Source organism: Streptomyces sp. NPDC048349 (assembly GCF_040651925.1).
Taxonomy (GTDB): Bacteria; Actinomycetota; Actinomycetes; order Streptomycetales; family Streptomycetaceae; genus Streptomyces.
Window position 1 is genome coordinate 49,274 of sequence record NZ_JBEZLA010000012.1, and the last position, 17,062, is coordinate 66,335.

Annotated in this window: 15 protein-coding genes; 12 read left to right on the top strand and 3 right to left on the bottom strand. The window is 73.8% G+C overall.

All coding sequences use genetic code 11. The annotated features are described in order from the left end of the window. Window positions 1-17: 17 nt before the first annotated feature. Complete coding sequence (locus tag AB0D44_RS09710; protein WP_362587026.1) at window positions 18-1,373, bottom strand: serine hydrolase domain-containing protein; 1,356 nt, start codon at window positions 1,371-1,373, stop codon at window positions 18-20. A 331-nt stretch (window positions 1,374-1,704) separates the two neighbouring features. On the opposite strand from AB0D44_RS09710, the gene pheA reads away from it, so the two are divergent. Then, a complete protein-coding gene (gene pheA, locus AB0D44_RS09715) occupies window positions 1,705-2,640 on the top strand; it encodes a prephenate dehydratase (RefSeq protein WP_362587029.1) in 936 nt (311 codons plus the stop codon). A gap of 55 nt (window positions 2,641-2,695) precedes the next feature. Here pheA and AB0D44_RS09720 read toward each other — a convergent pair whose 3' ends face one another. Next, window positions 2,696-3,358: a response regulator transcription factor gene (locus AB0D44_RS09720; protein WP_362587032.1), complete on the bottom strand. Its 663-nt coding sequence runs from the start codon at window positions 3,356-3,358 to the stop codon at window positions 2,696-2,698. Continuing rightward, the gene (locus tag AB0D44_RS09725; protein ID WP_362587035.1) at window positions 3,346-4,659 is read right to left on the bottom strand and encodes a sensor domain-containing protein; all 1,314 of its coding nucleotides are present in this window, start codon (window positions 4,657-4,659) and stop codon (window positions 3,346-3,348) included. The genes AB0D44_RS09720 and AB0D44_RS09725 overlap by 13 nt, the downstream gene beginning before the upstream one ends. A gap of 246 nt (window positions 4,660-4,905) precedes the next feature. Here AB0D44_RS09725 and AB0D44_RS09730 point away from each other — a divergent pair, with 246 nt between their 5' ends. The 11 genes from AB0D44_RS09730 (at window position 4,906) to AB0D44_RS09780 (ending at window position 17,046) form a co-directional block, all read left to right on the top strand. Further along, complete coding sequence (locus tag AB0D44_RS09730) at window positions 4,906-5,646, top strand: ABC transporter ATP-binding protein (protein ID WP_362587038.1); 741 nt, start codon at window positions 4,906-4,908, stop codon at window positions 5,644-5,646. Then, window positions 5,634-7,628, top strand: a complete 1,995-nt coding sequence (locus tag AB0D44_RS09735) for an FtsX-like permease family protein (RefSeq protein WP_362587041.1) — start codon at window positions 5,634-5,636, stop codon at window positions 7,626-7,628. The genes AB0D44_RS09730 and AB0D44_RS09735 overlap by 13 nt, the downstream gene beginning before the upstream one ends. Window positions 7,629-7,642: 14 nt before the next feature. Then, window positions 7,643-8,308 carry a response regulator transcription factor gene (locus tag AB0D44_RS09740; RefSeq protein ID WP_362587044.1) on the top strand — a complete coding sequence of 222 codons (666 nt, stop codon included), beginning with the start codon at window positions 7,643-7,645 and terminating at the stop codon, window positions 8,306-8,308. Further along, window positions 8,308-9,714 carry a histidine kinase gene (locus AB0D44_RS09745; protein WP_362587047.1) on the top strand — a complete coding sequence of 469 codons (1,407 nt, stop codon included), beginning with the start codon at window positions 8,308-8,310 and terminating at the stop codon, window positions 9,712-9,714. The genes AB0D44_RS09740 and AB0D44_RS09745 overlap by 1 nt, the downstream gene beginning before the upstream one ends. A 180-nt stretch (window positions 9,715-9,894) precedes the next feature. Next, window positions 9,895-10,908, top strand: coding sequence for a TauD/TfdA family dioxygenase (locus AB0D44_RS09750; RefSeq protein WP_362587050.1), 1,014 nt, complete (start codon window positions 9,895-9,897; stop codon window positions 10,906-10,908). Beyond that, window positions 10,905-11,906, top strand: coding sequence for a TauD/TfdA family dioxygenase (locus tag AB0D44_RS09755; RefSeq protein ID WP_362587053.1), 1,002 nt, complete (start codon window positions 10,905-10,907; stop codon window positions 11,904-11,906). Before AB0D44_RS09750 ends, AB0D44_RS09755 begins: the two co-directional genes overlap by 4 nt. A 110-nt stretch (window positions 11,907-12,016) precedes the next feature. Continuing rightward, complete coding sequence (locus tag AB0D44_RS09760; RefSeq protein WP_362587056.1) at window positions 12,017-13,318, top strand: glycosyltransferase 87 family protein; 1,302 nt, start codon at window positions 12,017-12,019, stop codon at window positions 13,316-13,318. After that, window positions 13,315-14,061 (top strand): FkbM family methyltransferase, encoded by a 747-nt coding sequence (locus AB0D44_RS09765; RefSeq protein ID WP_362587059.1) that lies wholly within the window; start codon window positions 13,315-13,317, stop codon window positions 14,059-14,061. The genes AB0D44_RS09760 and AB0D44_RS09765 overlap by 4 nt, the downstream gene beginning before the upstream one ends. Before the next feature lie 51 nt (window positions 14,062-14,112). Next, entirely contained in the window at window positions 14,113-15,258 is a 1,146-nt protein-coding gene (locus AB0D44_RS09770) for a glycosyltransferase family 4 protein (RefSeq protein WP_362587062.1), read from the top strand. A gap of 299 nt (window positions 15,259-15,557) precedes the next feature. Further along, window positions 15,558-15,773, top strand: a complete 216-nt coding sequence (locus AB0D44_RS09775) for an MbtH family protein (protein WP_362587065.1) — start codon at window positions 15,558-15,560, stop codon at window positions 15,771-15,773. A 34-nt stretch (window positions 15,774-15,807) separates the two neighbouring features. Continuing rightward, the gene (locus AB0D44_RS09780) at window positions 15,808-17,046 is read left to right on the top strand and encodes a cytochrome P450 (RefSeq protein ID WP_362587068.1); all 1,239 of its coding nucleotides are present in this window, start codon (window positions 15,808-15,810) and stop codon (window positions 17,044-17,046) included. Window positions 17,047-17,062: the final 16 nt, after the last annotated feature.

Here is a 17,062-nt window from a genome sequence, read left to right on the forward strand (position 1 = left end):
GAAGAGGTGCGCGGCCTTCAGGCCGCGGGGCGGTCGGCGCCGCGCAGGCGGGTGGCGGACCGGCCCGCCAGCTGCATCAGGTTCACGGCTCCGGTCGCGGGGTCCGGGACGAAGCGTCCGGGGTAGGGCGCGGCGGCGGTGTCGGTGCGCCGCGCACTGAAGTGGAGTCCGTCGTACAGCTCGAGGTCCGCGAGCAGACCGGACGGGTCGCTCAACCGGACGCCGTCGCCGTGGGGACGGACGGAGAAGACGGTGTCGCCGTTGGCGTACTCACCGAACAGCGGTGCCGGGTCCGCGAGGGGGCGGTCGGCGGTGGGGGAGGAGGGGCGGGCGCCCGAGTAGTCGGCGACGTCGAGGCCGAGCGTGCGCAGTTCCCGCAGGAGGTCGGGCCACATACGGGTTCCCGTGGTGGCGTTGGTGGTCAGCGCCACGGCCGCGCCGGACGCAGGGTGGAGGCGCAGGTGGCAGGTGGCGCCGTCCACGGTGCCGTCATGGCCCAGCCAGTGGCCGTCCGCCCCGTAGCGGGCGAGCCCCAGGGTCCAGCCGTCGGCCATCCCGAAGGCGTCGGCGGCGGGCTGCGGGGTGTGCATCTGGGCCCGGTCCTCGGGGCCCAGGAGGCTCTCGGCACCGTCGGCGGCACCGGTGTGCAGACGGGCGAAGGAGATCAGGTCCCGGGCGCTGCCGCACAGTCCGCCGGCCGGCGCCCAGGTGGGCGGCAGGTACAGGCCGACCGGCCGGGCCTGCCGCTCCCCGGGGCGGACGGCGTGCCCCTGCGCCGGTGTCGCGCCGTCGCTCGGGCCGGAGCCGTGCAGGAAGCGCGGCCGGATGTCCAGCGGGCCCAGCAGGAAGTCCCCCAGCGCGCTCTGCCAGGACGTGCCGGTGACCTCTTCGACGAGGCGGCCCAGCACGTTGTAGCCGGTGTTCGCGTAGCTGAAGGAGCTGCCGGGCGCGAGCAACAGGGGGAGTGCGGCGACGCTCGCCGCGTACCGCCGCAGCGACCGCTCACCGGGGTCGGGCAGCTGGTGGTCGGAAACCAGGCCGGCGGTGTGGGACAGCAGGTGGCGGGCGGTGACGGAACCCGCGGCCCCGTCCTTCGGCTGCCGGAACTCCGGCAGGACGTCCGCGAGCGGATCGTCGAGCCCGATGTCGCCGTCGGACGCGAGCTGGAGCACCAGGGTCGCGGTGAACGCCTTGGTGACGGAGCCGTAGGCGAACGCCGTCCCGCAGTCCACGGGCACATCGGTACCGGCCCGGGTGACGCCGGTGGCGACCGCAACCGACTCCGTCCCCGTGTCCACGGCGAGTTGGGCTCCGGGTACCGCGTGCTCCTGCGTCAACGTGCGCAGCAGGTCGGCGGCATGCCGCATGTTCATGTCCTCCCCCATCGCTCGACATCGCTCGACCGGCACTGCCCAGGCGGCACGGATGCGTGCGCGCAGTGCGTCGTACGGCACGCCGGCGGAAGGTGCAGACGGCGGCGGCCCGGAGGGTGTGCCACCGCTGTCGTGGCAGTCCTCCCACTGGTACGGCTATCCGCACCATCGAGGGTGTGGCTGCCCGTACCTCCACATCCTTGATCGAACGCATGGTCGTGGGCAAGGTGTTTCCCTGGGAGGAAAGTGCGCAGGTCAGAGCGCCTGTGGAGGGCGTCGGGCGGGCCCCGTGGGGCAGGGTGCGGCGCCGGCCCGGCCTAGGGTGGCGCGCATGTCGGCAACCCGATACGTCTATCTCGGCCCGGAGGGAACGTTCACCGAGGCCGCCCTGCACACCCTTCCCGAAGCGGCGACCAGGGAGCTCGTCCCCATGGTCTCGGTACCCGCGGCGCTGGACGCCGTCCGCGGCGGCGAGGCCGCCGCCGCCCTCGTACCGATCGAGAACTCCGTCGAGGGCGGGGTCACCACCACGATCGACGAACTCGCCCAGGGCGAACCGCTGATGATCTACCGCGAGGTGCGCCTGCCCATCGCCTTCGCCCTGCTGGTCCGCCCCGGCACGGTGCTCGGGGACATCAAGACCGTGACCGGCCACCCCGTCGCCCAGTCCCAGGTCAGGGGCTGGCTGCGGCGCCACCTCCCGTACGCGGTGTGGGAGTCGGCGTCCTCCAACGCCGACGGCGCCCGCCTGGTGCAGGAGGGCCGTTACGACGCGGCCTTCGCCGGGGAGTTCGCGGCGGCCCGCTACGGGCTGGAGGCCCTGGTCACCGAGATCCACGACGCCGAGAACGCCGAGACCCGGTTCGTGCTCGTCGGCCGGTCGGCCAGGCCCGCGGCGCCCACCGGGCGGGACAAGACCTCCGTGGTGGTCTGGCTCGGCGGTGACCGGCCCGGTGCCCTGCTCGACCTGCTCCAGGAGTTCGCCGTGCGGGGGGTCAGCCTGATGCTGATCCAGTCACGTCCCACGGGGGAGGGGATCGGCAACTACTGCTTCGTGATGGACGCCGCGGGCCACGTCACCGAACGGCGGGTCGGCGAGGCCCTGATGGGCCTGAAGCGGATCGCTCCGAAGGTCCGCTTCCTGGGCTCCTACCCGCTCGCCGGGGACCCCGGCGACGCCGTCGGCGTCCCGCGGCCCGGCACGGCCGAGGGCGACTTCACGGCCGTGGCCGACTGGCTGACGCGCATTCAGGACGGGCGGTACTGACCTCGTGCGGCCCCTGCGGCCCACGCGGCCCGTACGGAACCTGCCGCCGCCGTCCTCAGGCGGATCCGCCCCGCAGGTGGGCCAGGACGGCCAGGACCCGCCGGTTGCCCTCCGCCGGGTCCAGGTCCAGCTTCATGAAGATGTTGCTGGAGTGCTTGACCACCGAGGCCTCCGTGACGCTGAGCCGCTGCGCGATCGCCTGGTTGGTCAGTCCCTCGGCCATCAGCGTCAGCACCTCCCGCTCCCGGGGCGTGAGCCGGTTCAGCGGACGGCTCGCCGTCTGCTGCTGGAGCAGGACCCGGACCACCTCGGGGTCGATCACGGTCTGGCCCGCGGCGACCCGCCGCAGCGTGTCCAGGAACTCCGAGACCTCGCCGACCCGGTCCTTGAGCAGGTAGCCGAGCCCCGCCGCGCCCGTACCCCCGCCGCTGACCAGCTGGGTGGCGTACGCGGTGGCCACGTACTGGGACAGCACCAGGACGGGCAGCCGCGCGTGCCGGGCCCTCAGCTCCAGCGCGGCCTTGAGGCCCTCGTCCCGGAAGTCCGGCGGCATGCGGACATCGGTGATCACGATGTCGGGCAGCTCGGTGTCCACCGCGCGCGCCAGCGCCTGCGCGTCACCGACCGCGGCGACCACCTCGTGGCCGCTGCGGGTCAGGAGTTCGACGAGTCCTGCACGGAGCAGCACTGCGTCCTCGGCAAGGACTACGCGGAGCACGGGACCTCCACTCGGAGCTGGGTCGGACCGCCGACCGGGCTGGAGACCAGCAGCCGGCCCCGCAGGATCGCCATGCGGTCCGCCAGCCCGGACAGACCGGTTCCCTTGTCGGGATCCGCCCCGCCGCGCCCGTCGTCGGTGATCAACAGGATAAGCCGGTCGCCTTCCAGCCGGCCGACGACGGAGATCGAGCCGGCCCCGCTGTGCTTGACCGCGTTGGCCAGCGCCTCGGTCACGGCGAAGTACGCCATCGTCTCCACCTGGCCCGGCAGCCGCCGCGGCAGGTCGATGTCGACCGTGACCGGGACGGGGTTGCGCAGCGCGACCTCCGCGACGGCGGCGGCCAGCCCGTGATCGGTCAGCACCTGCGGGTGGATGCCCCGTACGAGGTCCCGCAGCTGGTCCAGCGCCCGGCGGGCCTCCCCCCGCCCGCGGGCGACCAGTTCGGAGGCCTCGGGACTCTTGTCCCCCAGCTCCATCTCGGCCAGCCCCAGGGTCATCGTCAGCGCCACCAGCTGCTGTTGGGCTCCGTCGTGCAGGTCGCGCTCGATGCGGCGGCGCTCGGCCTCGAAGGCGTCCGCCAGCCGGGCCCGGGAGCGGGTGAGTTCGATGACCCGGTGGTCGTCCTGCACCTCGCGGGGCGCGAGCAGGAACCAGGCCGTCCGTACCTGCGCACCGGCCAGCAGCCCCGCGGCGTACGCGGACAGGGCCAGGCCCAGGGCCCCGCAGAGGCTGAACGGCAGTGCGGCCAGCGGATGGCCGACCGCCTGACCGGGGATGATCATCACGGTCTCCGGTGCCAGCGCCCACACCACCACGGGCGAGACCAGCAGCATGACCGAGAACGCCAGCAGGGCGGTCACGCCCAGGCCCGCACCGGCGAAGACGATCGCCAGCAGCGCCGTGTAGCCCAGCTCCCGCCAGGTCGCCGGCTCCCGCAACCGGGTCCGCAGCCGCGCCCAGGCGCCCATGTCCAGGAGCGGACCGTGCGGATCCGCGGGCACGGCCGGTTCGACCAGCCGCATGCGCCGCCGCTCGGCCCGGGCGACGGGGATCCCCAGCAGCGCGGTCGCCGCCAGGACCATCAGCCCCACCCCGACCACCGAGAGGGCCACCCCGAGGGCCACCAGCACGGCCAGGCACAGCAGCACGCCCACGCCGAACAGCGCACCGCTGAACAGGTAGGCCCAGCTGCGCAGCGGCCAGCGGGAGCGCAGGTAGTGCCGGGGCCCCGGCCGCATCGCCTCCCAGACGGCAACGGTCTGCCCGCTCGGTCCGTGCGGTAACGGCTGGCCCGACATCTGCGCACCCTTCGTGGTACCCGGCGTGTCCGCCGCTCTGTGATCTTCCCGGAACTCTAGTCCCGCCTCCGCATCCTGTCGGTAGGGAAAACCCTCCCCCCGGGTGTCCCCTCAGGCCCACTGCGCCGGGGCACCCCGCGGTGCTGGACTGGACGGGTTCCGCTTCCACCCCTGCTCCCGACGCCCGTCCGCCCGTCCCCTCCCGTTCCCCCCCGCACCCCACCGCCTCGGCAAAGGATTCACGACATGGCACTTCTCACCGACATGAAGGTGTCGGCCGCGCGACTGGTCTCGGTGTCCAAGACCTACCCGGGCGCCACGGGACCGGTCCTGCACGAGGTCAGCGTGGAGTTCCCGGCCCGCGCCATGACCGCCGTCATGGGCCCCTCCGGTTCGGGCAAGACGACCCTGCTGCACTGCGCCGCGGGACTCGACCGGCCCTCGGGCGGGCAGGTGCTCCTCGGCGACACCGATCTGGCCGCCTGTGACGAGGAGCAGCTGACGAGGATCCGGCGGCAGCGGGTGGGGTTCGTCTTCCAGCAGTTCAACCTGCTGCCCATGCTGACGGCCTACGAGAACGTGGCGCTCCCGCTGCGGCTGAACGGCAAGAGGCCCCAGCGGTCGCTGGTGGTGGGCGCACTGGCCCAGGTGGGTCTGGAGCAGCTGACGGACCGGCGCCCGGCCCAGCTCTCGGGCGGTCAGCAGCAGCGGGTGGCCATCGCCCGGACCCTGGTGGCCGAGCCGGAGGTGGTCTTCGCCGACGAGCCGACCGGCGCGCTCGACCGGGCCACGGGCCGTCAGGTCATGGCCCTGCTGAGGAGCCTGGTGGACCGCGCCGGGGGGACCGTGGTGATGGTCACCCACGACCCGGTGGCCGCCGCCTACGCGGACCAGGTGGTCTACCTGGTCGACGGCCGCGTGGTGGGGACCGACCGCACCCCCACCGTCGAGCGCATCTCGGCCCGGCTGAACCGGTGGGACGCGTGATGTGGCAGCTGTCCGTGCGCTCGGTCCGCCACCACGCGCCGCTGTTCCTGGGGACGTTCGTCTCGCTCGTGCTCGGCGTGGCACTGATCGCGGTGTCCTCGGCGGCCCTGGCCGCCACCTTCGACGTCCGCCAGCCGTCCCCCGAAGGCCGCCCCTCCATCACCCTCGAGGACGGCCGGGGGACCGCCCACACCCTGGTCAGCGGAGGGCTCGACCTGGGCGGCATCCAGACCGTGCTGGTCATGGCCGGCATCGTCTCCGCCTTCGTGACCGTGTTCGTCATCGCCGGTACCTGCGCCTTCAGCGTGGCCCTGCGCCGCCAGGACATGGGCCTGCTGCGTCTGGTCGGCGCGGGCGCCAAGCAGGTGCGCCGCATGGTGATCGGGGAGAGCGTGGCCGTCGCGGTGCCCGCCGTCGCGGTGGGATGCCTGCTCGCCGCCGTCGCCGCACCGTGGGCCGTGGACGCGCTCAACAGCACGGGCCTGTCGCCCGCGGAGCTGCGGGCCGGCTCCCTGGGCGGCCCCCTGCTGATCGCGGCGGCCTCCGGGCTGGTCATGGCCGTGCTCGGCGCGATGGCCGCCTCCCGCCGTGCCTCCCGGGTGGGCGCCACCGAGGCGCTGCGCGAGGCCGTCCTTGACTCGCGCGCCATGACCGGCGGCCGCTGGGTGAGCGGCCTGCTGCTGCTCGCGGTGGGTGCGGTCATGGTGGGGCTGGCCCCGCAGGCGGGCCTGGAGGGGTCCGTCCCGCTGGCGCTGTTCGGATCGATGGCGCTGACCCTGGCCGCGTCCTCGCTGGGCCCCGCCTATCTGCCCGCGCTGACCCGGCTGCTGGCCGCACCCGTCCGGCGCTCGAGCTCGGTGGCCGCCCGGCTCGCCGTGGAGTCGCTGGGCACCTCCAAGCTGAGGACGGCCTCCCTGGTGGGTCCGGTCCTCGCCATCGTCGCCGTGGTGGGGGTGTTCACCTCCGTGCTGTCCACCACGGGCGCCACGATCAAGTCCGACGACCGCAGCCGGACCCTCGGACAGCTGGTGGTGGAAGGGGCCTCCGGCGGTCCGCTGCCCCAGGACGTGCTGGCCGGACTCCGGGCCGACCCGCGCGTGCGCGCCGTGTCGGCGCCGGCCGGCCTGGAACTGGCCGTGGCCGACCGGACCTCGGTACGGCAGGACCGGGGCGCCGCGGCCGACCTGCCCGCACTGGCCCGCACCCACCGCGTCGACGTGGTCGAGGGCGCGGTCACGGAGCTCGGCCCGGGCCAGGCCGCGGTCTCCCGCGAGTACGCCGAGTGGTACGGCTACCACGTGGGCACCCGGCTGACGTACGGGCTCTTCGGCGGGCGTCCCGCCACCGCCGAGGTGACGGCGGTCCTCGACGGCGGAACGGCCGTACCGCACGTGGTCCTTGCGGCCGGCGTGCCCGGGGCCCCCGAGCCCGGGCGGGCGACGGTACTGCTCGACCCGGCCTCGGCCGGCGCGGCCCGCACGGTGGCCCGGGAGCTGACCACGCGGCTGGGCGCCGACCGGGTGCGGGTGACCGAGACCGGCCAGTGGTTCGCGCGCTCGTCGAGCGGTCAAGAACGGCTCAACATGCTGGTCCTGGTGGTACTGGCGGGACCCGCTTCCGCCTACGCATTGATCTCCGTGGCGAGTACCTTGGTCATGTCGTACAGCAGGCGCACCCGCGAGTTCGCCGACATGCGTCTGGTCGGCGTCAGCGAGAAGCAGTTGAGGAGCATGGCCCTGTGGGAAACTGGGTGCACGACCACCGTGGCGGCCGTGGTCGCCACGGCAGTTGTGGCGTCCGGGCTCCAGGCCTATCGTGCAGCGCTGCGCGTGACGTATGACGCGGTTCCGCTGAGTGTGCCGTGGGGGGCGCTGTCGGGATTGGTCCTCGCATGTGTGGCGGTCTCGGCGACCGTGGGCCTCCTGGCGACCCGGCGCCTCCTCGGGAAGGCCGGCATCACGATGGCGACCACTCGTCAGTAGCAAGGGGAGAGACTGTGCGCGTCCTGATCGCCGAAGATTCCGCGCTCCTGCGCATGGGAATGCAGCGGCTGCTGGAGGATGAGGGAATCGAGGTCGTCGCCTCGCTGGGCGACGTGACCGACGTCCTGCAGGTGGTCGCCGCGTGCGAACCCGATGTGGCGATCATGGACGTGCGCATGCCGCCCAGCTTCACCGACGAGGGCATCAGGGCCGCACGGGACATCCAGCAGCGATGTCCCGGCACCGCCGTGCTGGTGCTCTCGCAGTACGTGGAGTACGAGTACGCCAAGGACCTCGTCCGCGACGCCCGCGGGGGCACCGGCTACCTGTTGAAGCAACGGGTGGGCAGCATCGACGACTTCCTCACCGCCCTGGAGCGGGTCGTGGCCGGGGAGACCGTCCTGGACGCCGAGATATACAAGAAGTTCGTCGGGAACCCGAGCGAGCGGCGGGCCGCGGAACTCCTCACCAACCGGGAGCGCCAGGTCATGGAACTCGTGGCGACGGGCCTGTCCAACACGGGCATCATGGCCCGGCTGGACATATCCGAACGCGCCGTGGAGAAGCACGTCACCGCCATCCTGTGCAAACTGCAGATACCGAGTTCGGGAGAGGGCAACCGTCGCGTCCTGGCGGTCCTGGACTATCTGCGGGGAATGGGACGGGACAGCGTCGCCTGATGGGCGCGCTCGTCACGGACTCCCCCACCCGCCGGTCCGGGCAGTCCGTTCAGTCGAAGGTCGCGGCCGGGGCCATCTACCTTTCCGTCGGCAGCCTCGTCGGCGTGCTGCTGGTCCCGCTCACCCTGGTGGCGATCGCGCTGCGGCTGCTCTCCCTGTGCCTCGCCGTCCTGCCGCTGGCCGGGGCGCTGTTCGTCAGGGCGGTCATGAAAGCGGTGCGGCGGGCCCTGCCCCACGCCGGCGTCGAACCCGTGCCGGCCCCGCCGGCGGGACCCACGTGGCGCAGCGCCTGGCACTGGGTGGCCGGTGTGACCCCGGGCGGCCTGCTCGGCATACCGCTGCTGCGCGCGGCCGCCGACCTGGAGCGCCTGCTGGCGGCCGCGGTCCTGCAGACCTCCGCGGACGACGCGGCCGGCGCGGAGCCTGCTCGCGCACCGCGGGCACCGCGGGCCCGGGCCGCCGTCTGGGGGGACCTCGGGTACCTGGGGCTGCTCCTGCTGGGCCTGATCTGGCTGATGCCGGTCCTCGCCCTGTCGCTGCCCGTCGTGGCCTTCGTGGTGAGCCTGCCGTTCGGCCGCACCGAGCAACTGTCCTTCGGCGAGGGCAACACGATCGTCGTCGAGGGCGCACTGACCCGCATCGGCGTGGGCCTGGGCGCGACGGCCCTCTTCGTCCTCCTCGTCATGCTGCTCTTCTGGCTGGGCAGGCTGCGGGCCCGGCTCGTGCGCAGGATCCTCGGCCGGGTCGACGAGGACGAGCGCCTGCGGCGCGAAGTGCTCGCCGAGCAGCAGCGGATCGCCGCGCTGCGCGTCAACGACGCCGACTACCGCAGGATCGAGCGCGACCTGCACGACGGGGCCCAGGCCCGGCTGGCCGCGCTCATGATGCGTATCTCGCAGGTCACCCGCCGCTCCGGCCACAGCGCCGAGGAGCTGCGCGAGGTGCTGGTGGAGACCCACCACGGGATCGACCAGGCGCTGGACGAGATCCGCGACCTCGTACACGGCATCCAGCCCCCGATCCTGAGCGACCGGGGACTGCGCGCGGCCGTCGCCGCCCTGACCGACAAGTTCTACGTCCCGGTCCGGCTGGACTGCACCCTGGAGCGGCGCCCGGCCGTCAACGTCGAGGCGGCGGCCTACTTCATCATCGCGGAATCCCTGACCAACGCCGTCAAGCACGCCTCGCCCACCATCATCACGGTGTCCCTGGCACAGGAGGGGAACCACCTGGTCGCGGTCGTCACCGACGACGGGGTGGGCGGCGCCACCCCCCACGGGGGCACCGGGGTGCGCGGCATGGCGGACCGGGCCACCGCACTGAACGGCGAGGTGGTGCTCACCAGCCCGGCCGGCGGCCCCACCACCGTCCGCGTGGTCCTCCCCTGGTCGCCCGCCGCCCTCTGAACACACCGTTCCAAGGGCTCTGACCTGCGGGCTTTCCTCCCAGGGAAACACCTTGCCGCCGCACATACGTCCGATCAAGGATGAAGGGGTACGGCTACCCGCACCCTGGTGTGCGGCATGGCCGGAGCGATCGAGGGGCTGCTGCCGAACCTCTCGCTGCCACTGATCTGGAGATCCTTGATGACACAGCTGAACGACGTACGCGCCGGGGCACCGTCCGTGACCGTGTCGCAGGAGTGGGACGGACGTACCCTGCCGGCCCTGGTCCGCGCGGACGCGCCCGGCATCGACCTGGCCGAGTGGATCACCTCCGGCAAGCCGCTGGTGGACGACCTGGCCCGGCGCGCCGGGGCGGTGCTCTTCCGCGGTTTCGCGGTCACCGACGCCGCCGCGTTCCGCACCGTGATGGGCGCCCTGTCCGAGGAGGTCCTCACCTACGGCGAACGCTCCTCGCCCCGCACCGAGGTGTCGGACAACATCTACACCTCCACCGAACACCCCGCCGACCAGCACATCCTCCTCCACAACGAGCAGTCGTACACGGAGAACTGGCCGCTGCGGATCGTCTTCTGCTGCGAGCGGCCCGCCGACCGCGGCGGCCGCACCCCCCTCGCCGACTCCCGCAGGGTGCTGGCCCGGCTGCGCCCCGACACCGTTGCCAGGTTCGAGCGGCTCGGCGTGCAGTACGTGCGCAACTACATCCCCGGCATCAGCCTGTCCTGGCAGGAGACCTTCCAGACCGACGACCCCGAGCAGGTGCGCGCCTACTGCGAGCGCGCCGGGATCGGCGTCGAGTGGGTGGACGGAACCCAGTTGAGGACCCGTCAGACGCGGCCCGCCCTGCACCGCCACCCCGTGACGGGGGAGCGGACCTGGTTCAACCACGCCGTCTTCTTCCACGTGACCTCGCTGGACGCGGAGGTCTGCGCCGGTCTACGCGCGGCCCTGGGGGAGGAGAACCTGCCCTACAACACGTACTACGGCGACGGCACGCCCATCGAGGACGAGACGCTCGCCGAACTGCGCGCCGCCTACGCCGCCGAGACCACCGGCTTCGACTGGGAGCTCGGCGACGTGCTCCTCGTCGAGAACATGATCACCGCGCACGCCCGCGAGCCCTTCGAGGGCCCCCGGCGCATCCTCGCCGCCATGTCCGATCCCGTCGCGACCGTCCGGGAAGGAGCGGCCGCATGACCGCCCACGACGTCCGCACCCGGTTCACCGGCCCGGTGACCGCGGCCCCCCTGGACCCCGAACCCTTCCTGCTGCGCATCGAGGCGACCGCGCCGGGCCTGCGGCTGGACGAGTGGATCCGGGCCAACCGGGCGCAGCTCGGCGAGGAACTCGACCGGCACGCCGCGCTGCTCTTCCGCGGCTTCTCCGTCGACAGCCCCGAGGAATTCGGCGCCGCGGCCCGCGCGTTCTCGCCCGAGCTGCTGGACTACCTGGAACGCGCCGCCCCCCGCACCGAGATCGCCGACAAGGTGTTCACCTCCACCGAACTGAGCCAGGACCAGTGGATCGCCTTCCACCACGAGATGTCCTACTCGCACAACTGGCCCGGGAAGCTGTACTTCTACGGCGACCGGCCCTCGCGGACCGGCGGCGCCACGCCCGTCGCCAGTGAGCGGGCGGTCTTCCCCCGGATCCCGGCCGAGCTGCGCGAACGCTTCCAGCGGCACGGCGTGTGCTACGTCCGCAACTACGGCCCCGTGCTCGACATCCCCTGGCAGGTCGTCTTCCAGACCACCGACCGGGCCGAAGTGGAGGCGTACTGCCGCGCCTCGCACACCGAGTTCGAGTGGGTGGGGGAGGACGGACTGCGCACCCGCGCGGTGCGCCAGGCCGTCTCCCGGCACCCGCGCACCGGGGAGACGGTGTGGTTCAACCACGCCCACCTGTGGCACGTTTCCGCGCTCCAGCCCGAGGTGGCGCAGTACCTCCTCGGCGCGTACGGGCCCGAAGGCGTGCCGCGCAACGCCTTCTACGGAGACGGCACGCCCCTCGAGGACGAGGCCGTCGCCCTGATCGGGAAGCTCTACGAGGACAGCGCGGTCTCCTTCCCCTGGCAGCGCGGCGACGTCCTCGTCGTGGACAACTACCTGGCCACGCACGCCCGGGAGCCGTTCCGCGGCGACCGCCGCATCCTCGTCGCCATGTCCGACCTCCAGGTCGGCCGGGGCCTCGGCTGACCGCCGTGGTGGGGGAAACCCGACCCCCACCTCTCGACCTACCTGTCATGACCCCACCCCTGCCCCTCGGATGCAATGAACAGGTGCTGATTCGACAGGCTGGAACCGCAATGACCGCAGTGACCGCCTCGGCGGGCAAGGCCGTGCGCCGGGTGGGCAGGCGGCGGATCGTGGTGGCCGGCTGGCTGCTCGCGGCCGCCTGGGCCGCGGTCTTCCCCCTGGTCTCGACCCTGGACACGCACCGTGTCTGGGGCACGTTCGCGGCGGCCGGCTACGTCGGCGCCGCCCTCGCCTCGTGCCTGCTGCCCCGCCCGCGCGCCCGTACGTGGGCCGTGGGCTGCGCCCTGCTCGGCGCCCTCGTCCTGCCGTTGACGTACCTGCTCCTGACCGGGAACGGGCAGAGCGAGGTCGCGGTGATCGAGAGGTCGGCGCAGCTGATGGTCAGCCAGGCAACGCCCTACCTGGCGGACCCGCAGACCGTCAGGGACTACAACCCCTACCTGCCCGGGATGGCCCTGTTCGGCCTGCCCCGCACCCTCCTCGGGGACACCGGCCCCGCCCGGCTCCTCGGGGACGCCCGCGTGTGGTGCGCGGCCGTGTTCCTGCTGAGCCTGTGGGCCGGCCGCCGGGTCCTCGCCGCGGACGGCCGGACCGTGCGGGCCGCGTCGCGGCCGGCGTCCGGCATGCCGCTGGCCGTCCTGATCGCCTCGCCCGTGGTGGCCCTGCCCCTGTGCGTCAGCGGGGTCGACCTGCCGATGACCGGACTGTGCTGCCTGGGACTCGCCCTCGCGGCGAGCCGCCGGCCGGCGGCCGCGGGCCTGGTGCTCGCCGCAGCCTGCTCGCTGAAGTGGACGGCCTGGCCCGCCCTCGCGGTCGCGGTGGCCCTGCTCGCCGCGAGCGGCGGAGCCCGCCGGGCGCTGCGCTGCGCGGTGGTCGCGGCGGCCGGCACGCTCGCCGTCGTACTGCCCGGCGCCCTGCTCTCGCCGGGCCCGATGTTCCAGCAGGTGCTGGCCTTTCCCACCGGCCGGGCCCCGGTGGCCACGCCGGCCGCCAGCCCGCTGCCGGGCCGGCTGCTCGCGGACCTGGGCCCCGTCGGCTGGTACACGGCCGTGGCCCTGCTCCTGTGCGGCGGGGCCGCCGTCGCGGTGTCCCTCGTCGTACGCCCGCCCGCGGGGGTGGTGGCCGCTGCCGACCGGCTCGCCCTCGGCCTGTGCGCGGCCTTCCTGCTCGCACCCGCCGGGCGGTTCGGCTACCTCGCGCTGCCCCTCGTCCTCGTCGTCTGGCCGAGGACCGTCGCCGCGTCCCGTCGCACCGGGGCCCCCACGAGCCCGCGCCGTGCGGTCCCGGGGCCCGCCGTCCCCGGCCGCCGGGCATCCGCCGCCCCCGCCGTTCCCGCCGGAGGCGCGCGATGAGGGCGCCGCGTACGGGCACCCGCCGGACGGCGGGCGTGGCCGGGGCCCTGCACTGGGCCGCGGCCCGCCTGCCCTTCGTGGAGGACGAGGTCGCGGGGCTGCAGGAGTTCATCCGGCCCGGCGACGTCTGCCTCGACATAGGTGCCGAGTACGGCCTGTACACCTGGACGCTGTCCCACCTCGTCGGCCGCTCCGGACAGGTGCACAGCGTCGAGCCGCTGCCCGGCCCGGCGCACTGGCTGCGCCTGGCCTCACGCGCGCTCGGCTGCGCCAACGTGGTCGTCCACCGCACCGCGCTGGGCTCACGGACGGGACACGGCGTACTGAGCCTGCCGATGCGCCGCGGCACGCCGGTGCACGGGCGCGCCTACCTCACCGAGGGCACCGACGGCCCCGGCCCCAACGCGGAGTTCCGCACCTCCCGGCCGGTGCCGACCACCGTGCACACCCTGGACCGGCTGGTGTCCGGGGCGGGGCTGGAGAAGGTGAGCTTCGTCAAGGCCGACGTCGAGGGAGCCGAGCCGGCCGTCCTCGACGGCGCCCGCGAGACCCTGCTGCGCCACCGGCCGGTGCTCCTGCTGGAGATCGAGAGCAGACACCTCGAGAAGTACGGAGCGAGCCCGGCGGACCTGGTCGGCCGGCTCCGCCCGTTCGGCTACCGGATGCGCCGCTGGCACCGCGGCCGCTGGGCGCAGACCCGGGAGGTCCGGGACGACTGCCGCAACTACCTGTTCACCGACTGAAGCCGGCCATCGCTCGGCACCTCCCGGCCCCCGAGGAAAGGAGCCTGCCCCATGGGCACCACTCTGATCATCACCAACGACTTCCCGCCCCGGCAGGGCGGCATCGAGACCTTCGTGCACGCCATGGCCACCCGCGTGCCCGGCAACGACGTCGTCGTCTACACCTCCAGCGAGCCCGGCGCCGCCGAGTTCGACGCCACCTTGCCCTTCCCGGTCGTACGGGACCGTGCCCGCACCCTGTTACCGACGCGCCGGGCCACGGCCCGGGCCCTGGAGCTCGCCCGCCGGCACGGGTGCGACCGCGTCTGGTTCGGGGCCGCCGCCCCGCTCGCCGCGATGGCGCCCGCCCTGCGCCGCGGGGGCATCCGGCGGATCGTCGCCACCACGCACGGCCACGAGATCTGGTGGGCGCGCGTCCCCGGGGCACGCCGCCTCCTGCGGCGGGTCGGCGACAGCGTGGACGTGGTGACCTACCTCGGCGAGTACACCCGGGCCCGCATCGGTCCGGCGCTGGGGCCGCGCGCCCGCATGAGCCGCCTGGTGCCGGGCGTGGACGCGGACGTCTTCCGACCCGACCTCACCACCGGCCGCACACTGCGCCGGCGGTACGGGCTGCAGCACCGCACCGTCATCCTCTGCGTGGCCCGGCTGGTCCCGCGCAAGGGACAGGACACCCTCATCCGCGCCATGCCGCTGATCCGGCGGACGGTGCCGGACGCGGCTCTGCTGGTGGTGGGCGGGGGACCGGACGAGCGGCGGCTGCGCCGGCTGGCGGACCGGCACGCCCCGGGCTCGGTGGTGTTCGCCGGAGGGCTCGGCCACGCCGAGACGCCCGCCTGCTACGCGGCGGCCGACGTGTTCGCCATGCCGTGCCGCACCCGCCGGGCGGGACTGGAGGCGGAGGGGCTCGGCATCGTGTTCCTGGAGGCGTCCGCGAGCGGTCTGCCCGTGCTCGCGGGGGACTCCGGCGGGGCACCGGACGCGGTCCTCGACGGCCGGACCGGCAGGGTCGTCGACGGCCGCGACGTGACCGCCGTCGCCGACGCCCTCGCCGGGCTGCTGGTCTCCCCCCACCGTCCGGCGATGGGCGCCGCCGGACGCCGGTGGGTCGAGGAGGAGTGGTCCTGGGAGGCCTCCGCCCGGCACCTCACCGAGCTGCTGACGCCCCTGGACGTCCCCACGGCCAAGCGGGCGTGAACTGGGCTTTTTCCTTGCAGGGAAACTTCTTGCCGCGGGCGTGAGGTCTGCACAACGATGAAGAGGTACGGCTACCCGCACCACGAAGGTGCGGGTAGCCGCACTTCCACCGCCCGGGCCGGCCGTCCGGTAGCCCGTGAGGCCCCGTCACCGGGGCCCCGGCCCGAGGCCGTCGCCCGCGCCGGCGGCTTCCGTCATCCGGGCCGCCGCGGCCGGCGGGCCACCGAGCCGCAACCGAACCGGTGGCACCCGCGCCGCGCCGCCCCGCCGGCCCCGCGCCCCATGTGAGAGGGACACCCATGAGCAACCCCTTCGAGAACGACGACGCCTCCTACCTGGTCCTGGTCAACGACGAGGGCCAGCATTCGCTGTGGCCGGCCGCCACCGACGTGCCCGCCGGCTGGCGCACCGTCCACGGCGCCGCGGGCCGCCAGTCCTGCCTGGACTACGTCGAGGAGCACTGGACCGACATGCGGCCGCACAGCCTGGCCGGCACCCTGCCCCCGGCCGCGTGACCCGCCCGCGAGCCGAGCGAGGAGCCCGCCGCACATGACCTCAGCCCGCGCCACCGTCCCGGACCTGACCGACCCGCTCACCCACCTTCCCCCCGACGGCCTCGACGAGGTGTGGGCGCACCTGCGCCGCGAGGACCCGGTCCACTGGCACCCCGGCGGCCCCGACACCCCCGGCTTCTGGGTCCTGACCCGGCACGCCGACGTCTCCGCCGTCCTGCGCGACTCCACCCGCTTCACCTCGGAGCGCGGCAACGTCCTCGCCACCATGCTGCACGGGGGCGACAGCGGGGCCGGCAGCATGCTCGCCGTCACGGACGGGCCGCACCACACCGCCCTGCGCACCCTGCTGCTCAAGGCCTTCTCCCCCCGCGCCCTGGAGGGCGTGGTGCGCCAGGTGCGCCGTACCAGCCGACGGCTCGTCACCGAGGCGCTGGAGCGCGGCGGGTGCGACTTCGCCCAGGACATCGCCTCGTACGTGCCGCTCGCCACCATCTGCGACCTGCTGGCCGTCCCCGAGTCCGACCGGGAGTACATCCTCACCCTGACCAAGTCGGCCCTGGCGTCGGACTACGCCAACCTCCAGGAGGGCGAGGACCGCCTGGCCCGCGCCGAACTGCTGATGTACTTCCACGACCTGGTCCGCCACCGGCGCGCGCACCCCGGCTCGGACGCCATCAGCCTGATGGCCACGGAGCCCGCGGGGGACACCCTGCTCGACGACGACGCCATCGTCCTCAACTGCTACAGCCTGATCATGGGCGGGGACGAGACCAGCCGCCTCTCGATGATCGGCGCCGTGCGGATGCTGGCCCACGACGCCGGGCAGTGGCAGGCGCTACGGGAGGGCACGGCCCCGCTCAAGGAGGCCACCGAGGAGGTCCTGCGCTGGACCACCCCCACGCTGCACTTCGGCCGGGCCGCCACCGAGGACGTCGAACTGCACGGCCGCACCCTGGCGAAGGGCGACCTGGTCACCCTCTGGCTGTGCGCCGCCAACCGCGACGAGCGGGTCTTCGCCGACCCGTACCGCTTCGACCTCGCCCGGACCCCGAACAAGCACCTCTCGCTCGGCTACGGCCCGCACTTCTGCCTGGGCGCCTACCTCGGCCGCGTGGAGATCACCGCGATGCTCGACGCCCTGCGGACCTTCGTCGGCTCCATCGAGCAGACCGGCGACGAGCAGCGCATCTACTCGAACTTCCTCACCGGCATGAGCAGCCTGCCCGTCGCGCTCACCCCCCGTCCCGGGCCCCTTCCCGCCTGGCAGGAATGACCGCCGGCACCTGCCC

What these genes read in the sequence shown, in the direction of transcription:
- AB0D44_RS09710 (WP_362587026.1), bottom strand. Translation starts at nt 1,373, where the DNA reads ATGAACATGCGGCATGCCGCCGACCTGCTGCGCACGTTGACGCAGGAG.
- pheA (WP_362587029.1), top strand. Translation starts at nt 1,705, where the DNA reads ATGTCGGCAACCCGATACGTCTATCTCGGCCCGGAGGGAACGTTCACC.
- AB0D44_RS09725 (WP_362587035.1), bottom strand. Translation starts at nt 4,659, where the DNA reads ATGTCGGGCCAGCCGTTACCGCACGGACCGAGCGGGCAGACCGTTGCC.
- AB0D44_RS09730 (WP_362587038.1), top strand. Translation starts at nt 4,906, where the DNA reads ATGGCACTTCTCACCGACATGAAGGTGTCGGCCGCGCGACTGGTCTCG.
- AB0D44_RS09745 (WP_362587047.1), top strand. Translation starts at nt 8,308, where the DNA reads ATGGGCGCGCTCGTCACGGACTCCCCCACCCGCCGGTCCGGGCAGTCC.
- AB0D44_RS09750 (WP_362587050.1), top strand. Translation starts at nt 9,895, where the DNA reads ATGACACAGCTGAACGACGTACGCGCCGGGGCACCGTCCGTGACCGTG.
- AB0D44_RS09755 (WP_362587053.1), top strand. Translation starts at nt 10,905, where the DNA reads ATGACCGCCCACGACGTCCGCACCCGGTTCACCGGCCCGGTGACCGCG.
- AB0D44_RS09760 (WP_362587056.1), top strand. Translation starts at nt 12,017, where the DNA reads ATGACCGCAGTGACCGCCTCGGCGGGCAAGGCCGTGCGCCGGGTGGGC.
- AB0D44_RS09765 (WP_362587059.1), top strand. Translation starts at nt 13,315, where the DNA reads ATGAGGGCGCCGCGTACGGGCACCCGCCGGACGGCGGGCGTGGCCGGG.
- AB0D44_RS09770 (WP_362587062.1), top strand. Translation starts at nt 14,113, where the DNA reads ATGGGCACCACTCTGATCATCACCAACGACTTCCCGCCCCGGCAGGGC.
- AB0D44_RS09775 (WP_362587065.1), top strand. Translation starts at nt 15,558, where the DNA reads ATGAGCAACCCCTTCGAGAACGACGACGCCTCCTACCTGGTCCTGGTC.
- AB0D44_RS09780 (WP_362587068.1), top strand. Translation starts at nt 15,808, where the DNA reads ATGACCTCAGCCCGCGCCACCGTCCCGGACCTGACCGACCCGCTCACC.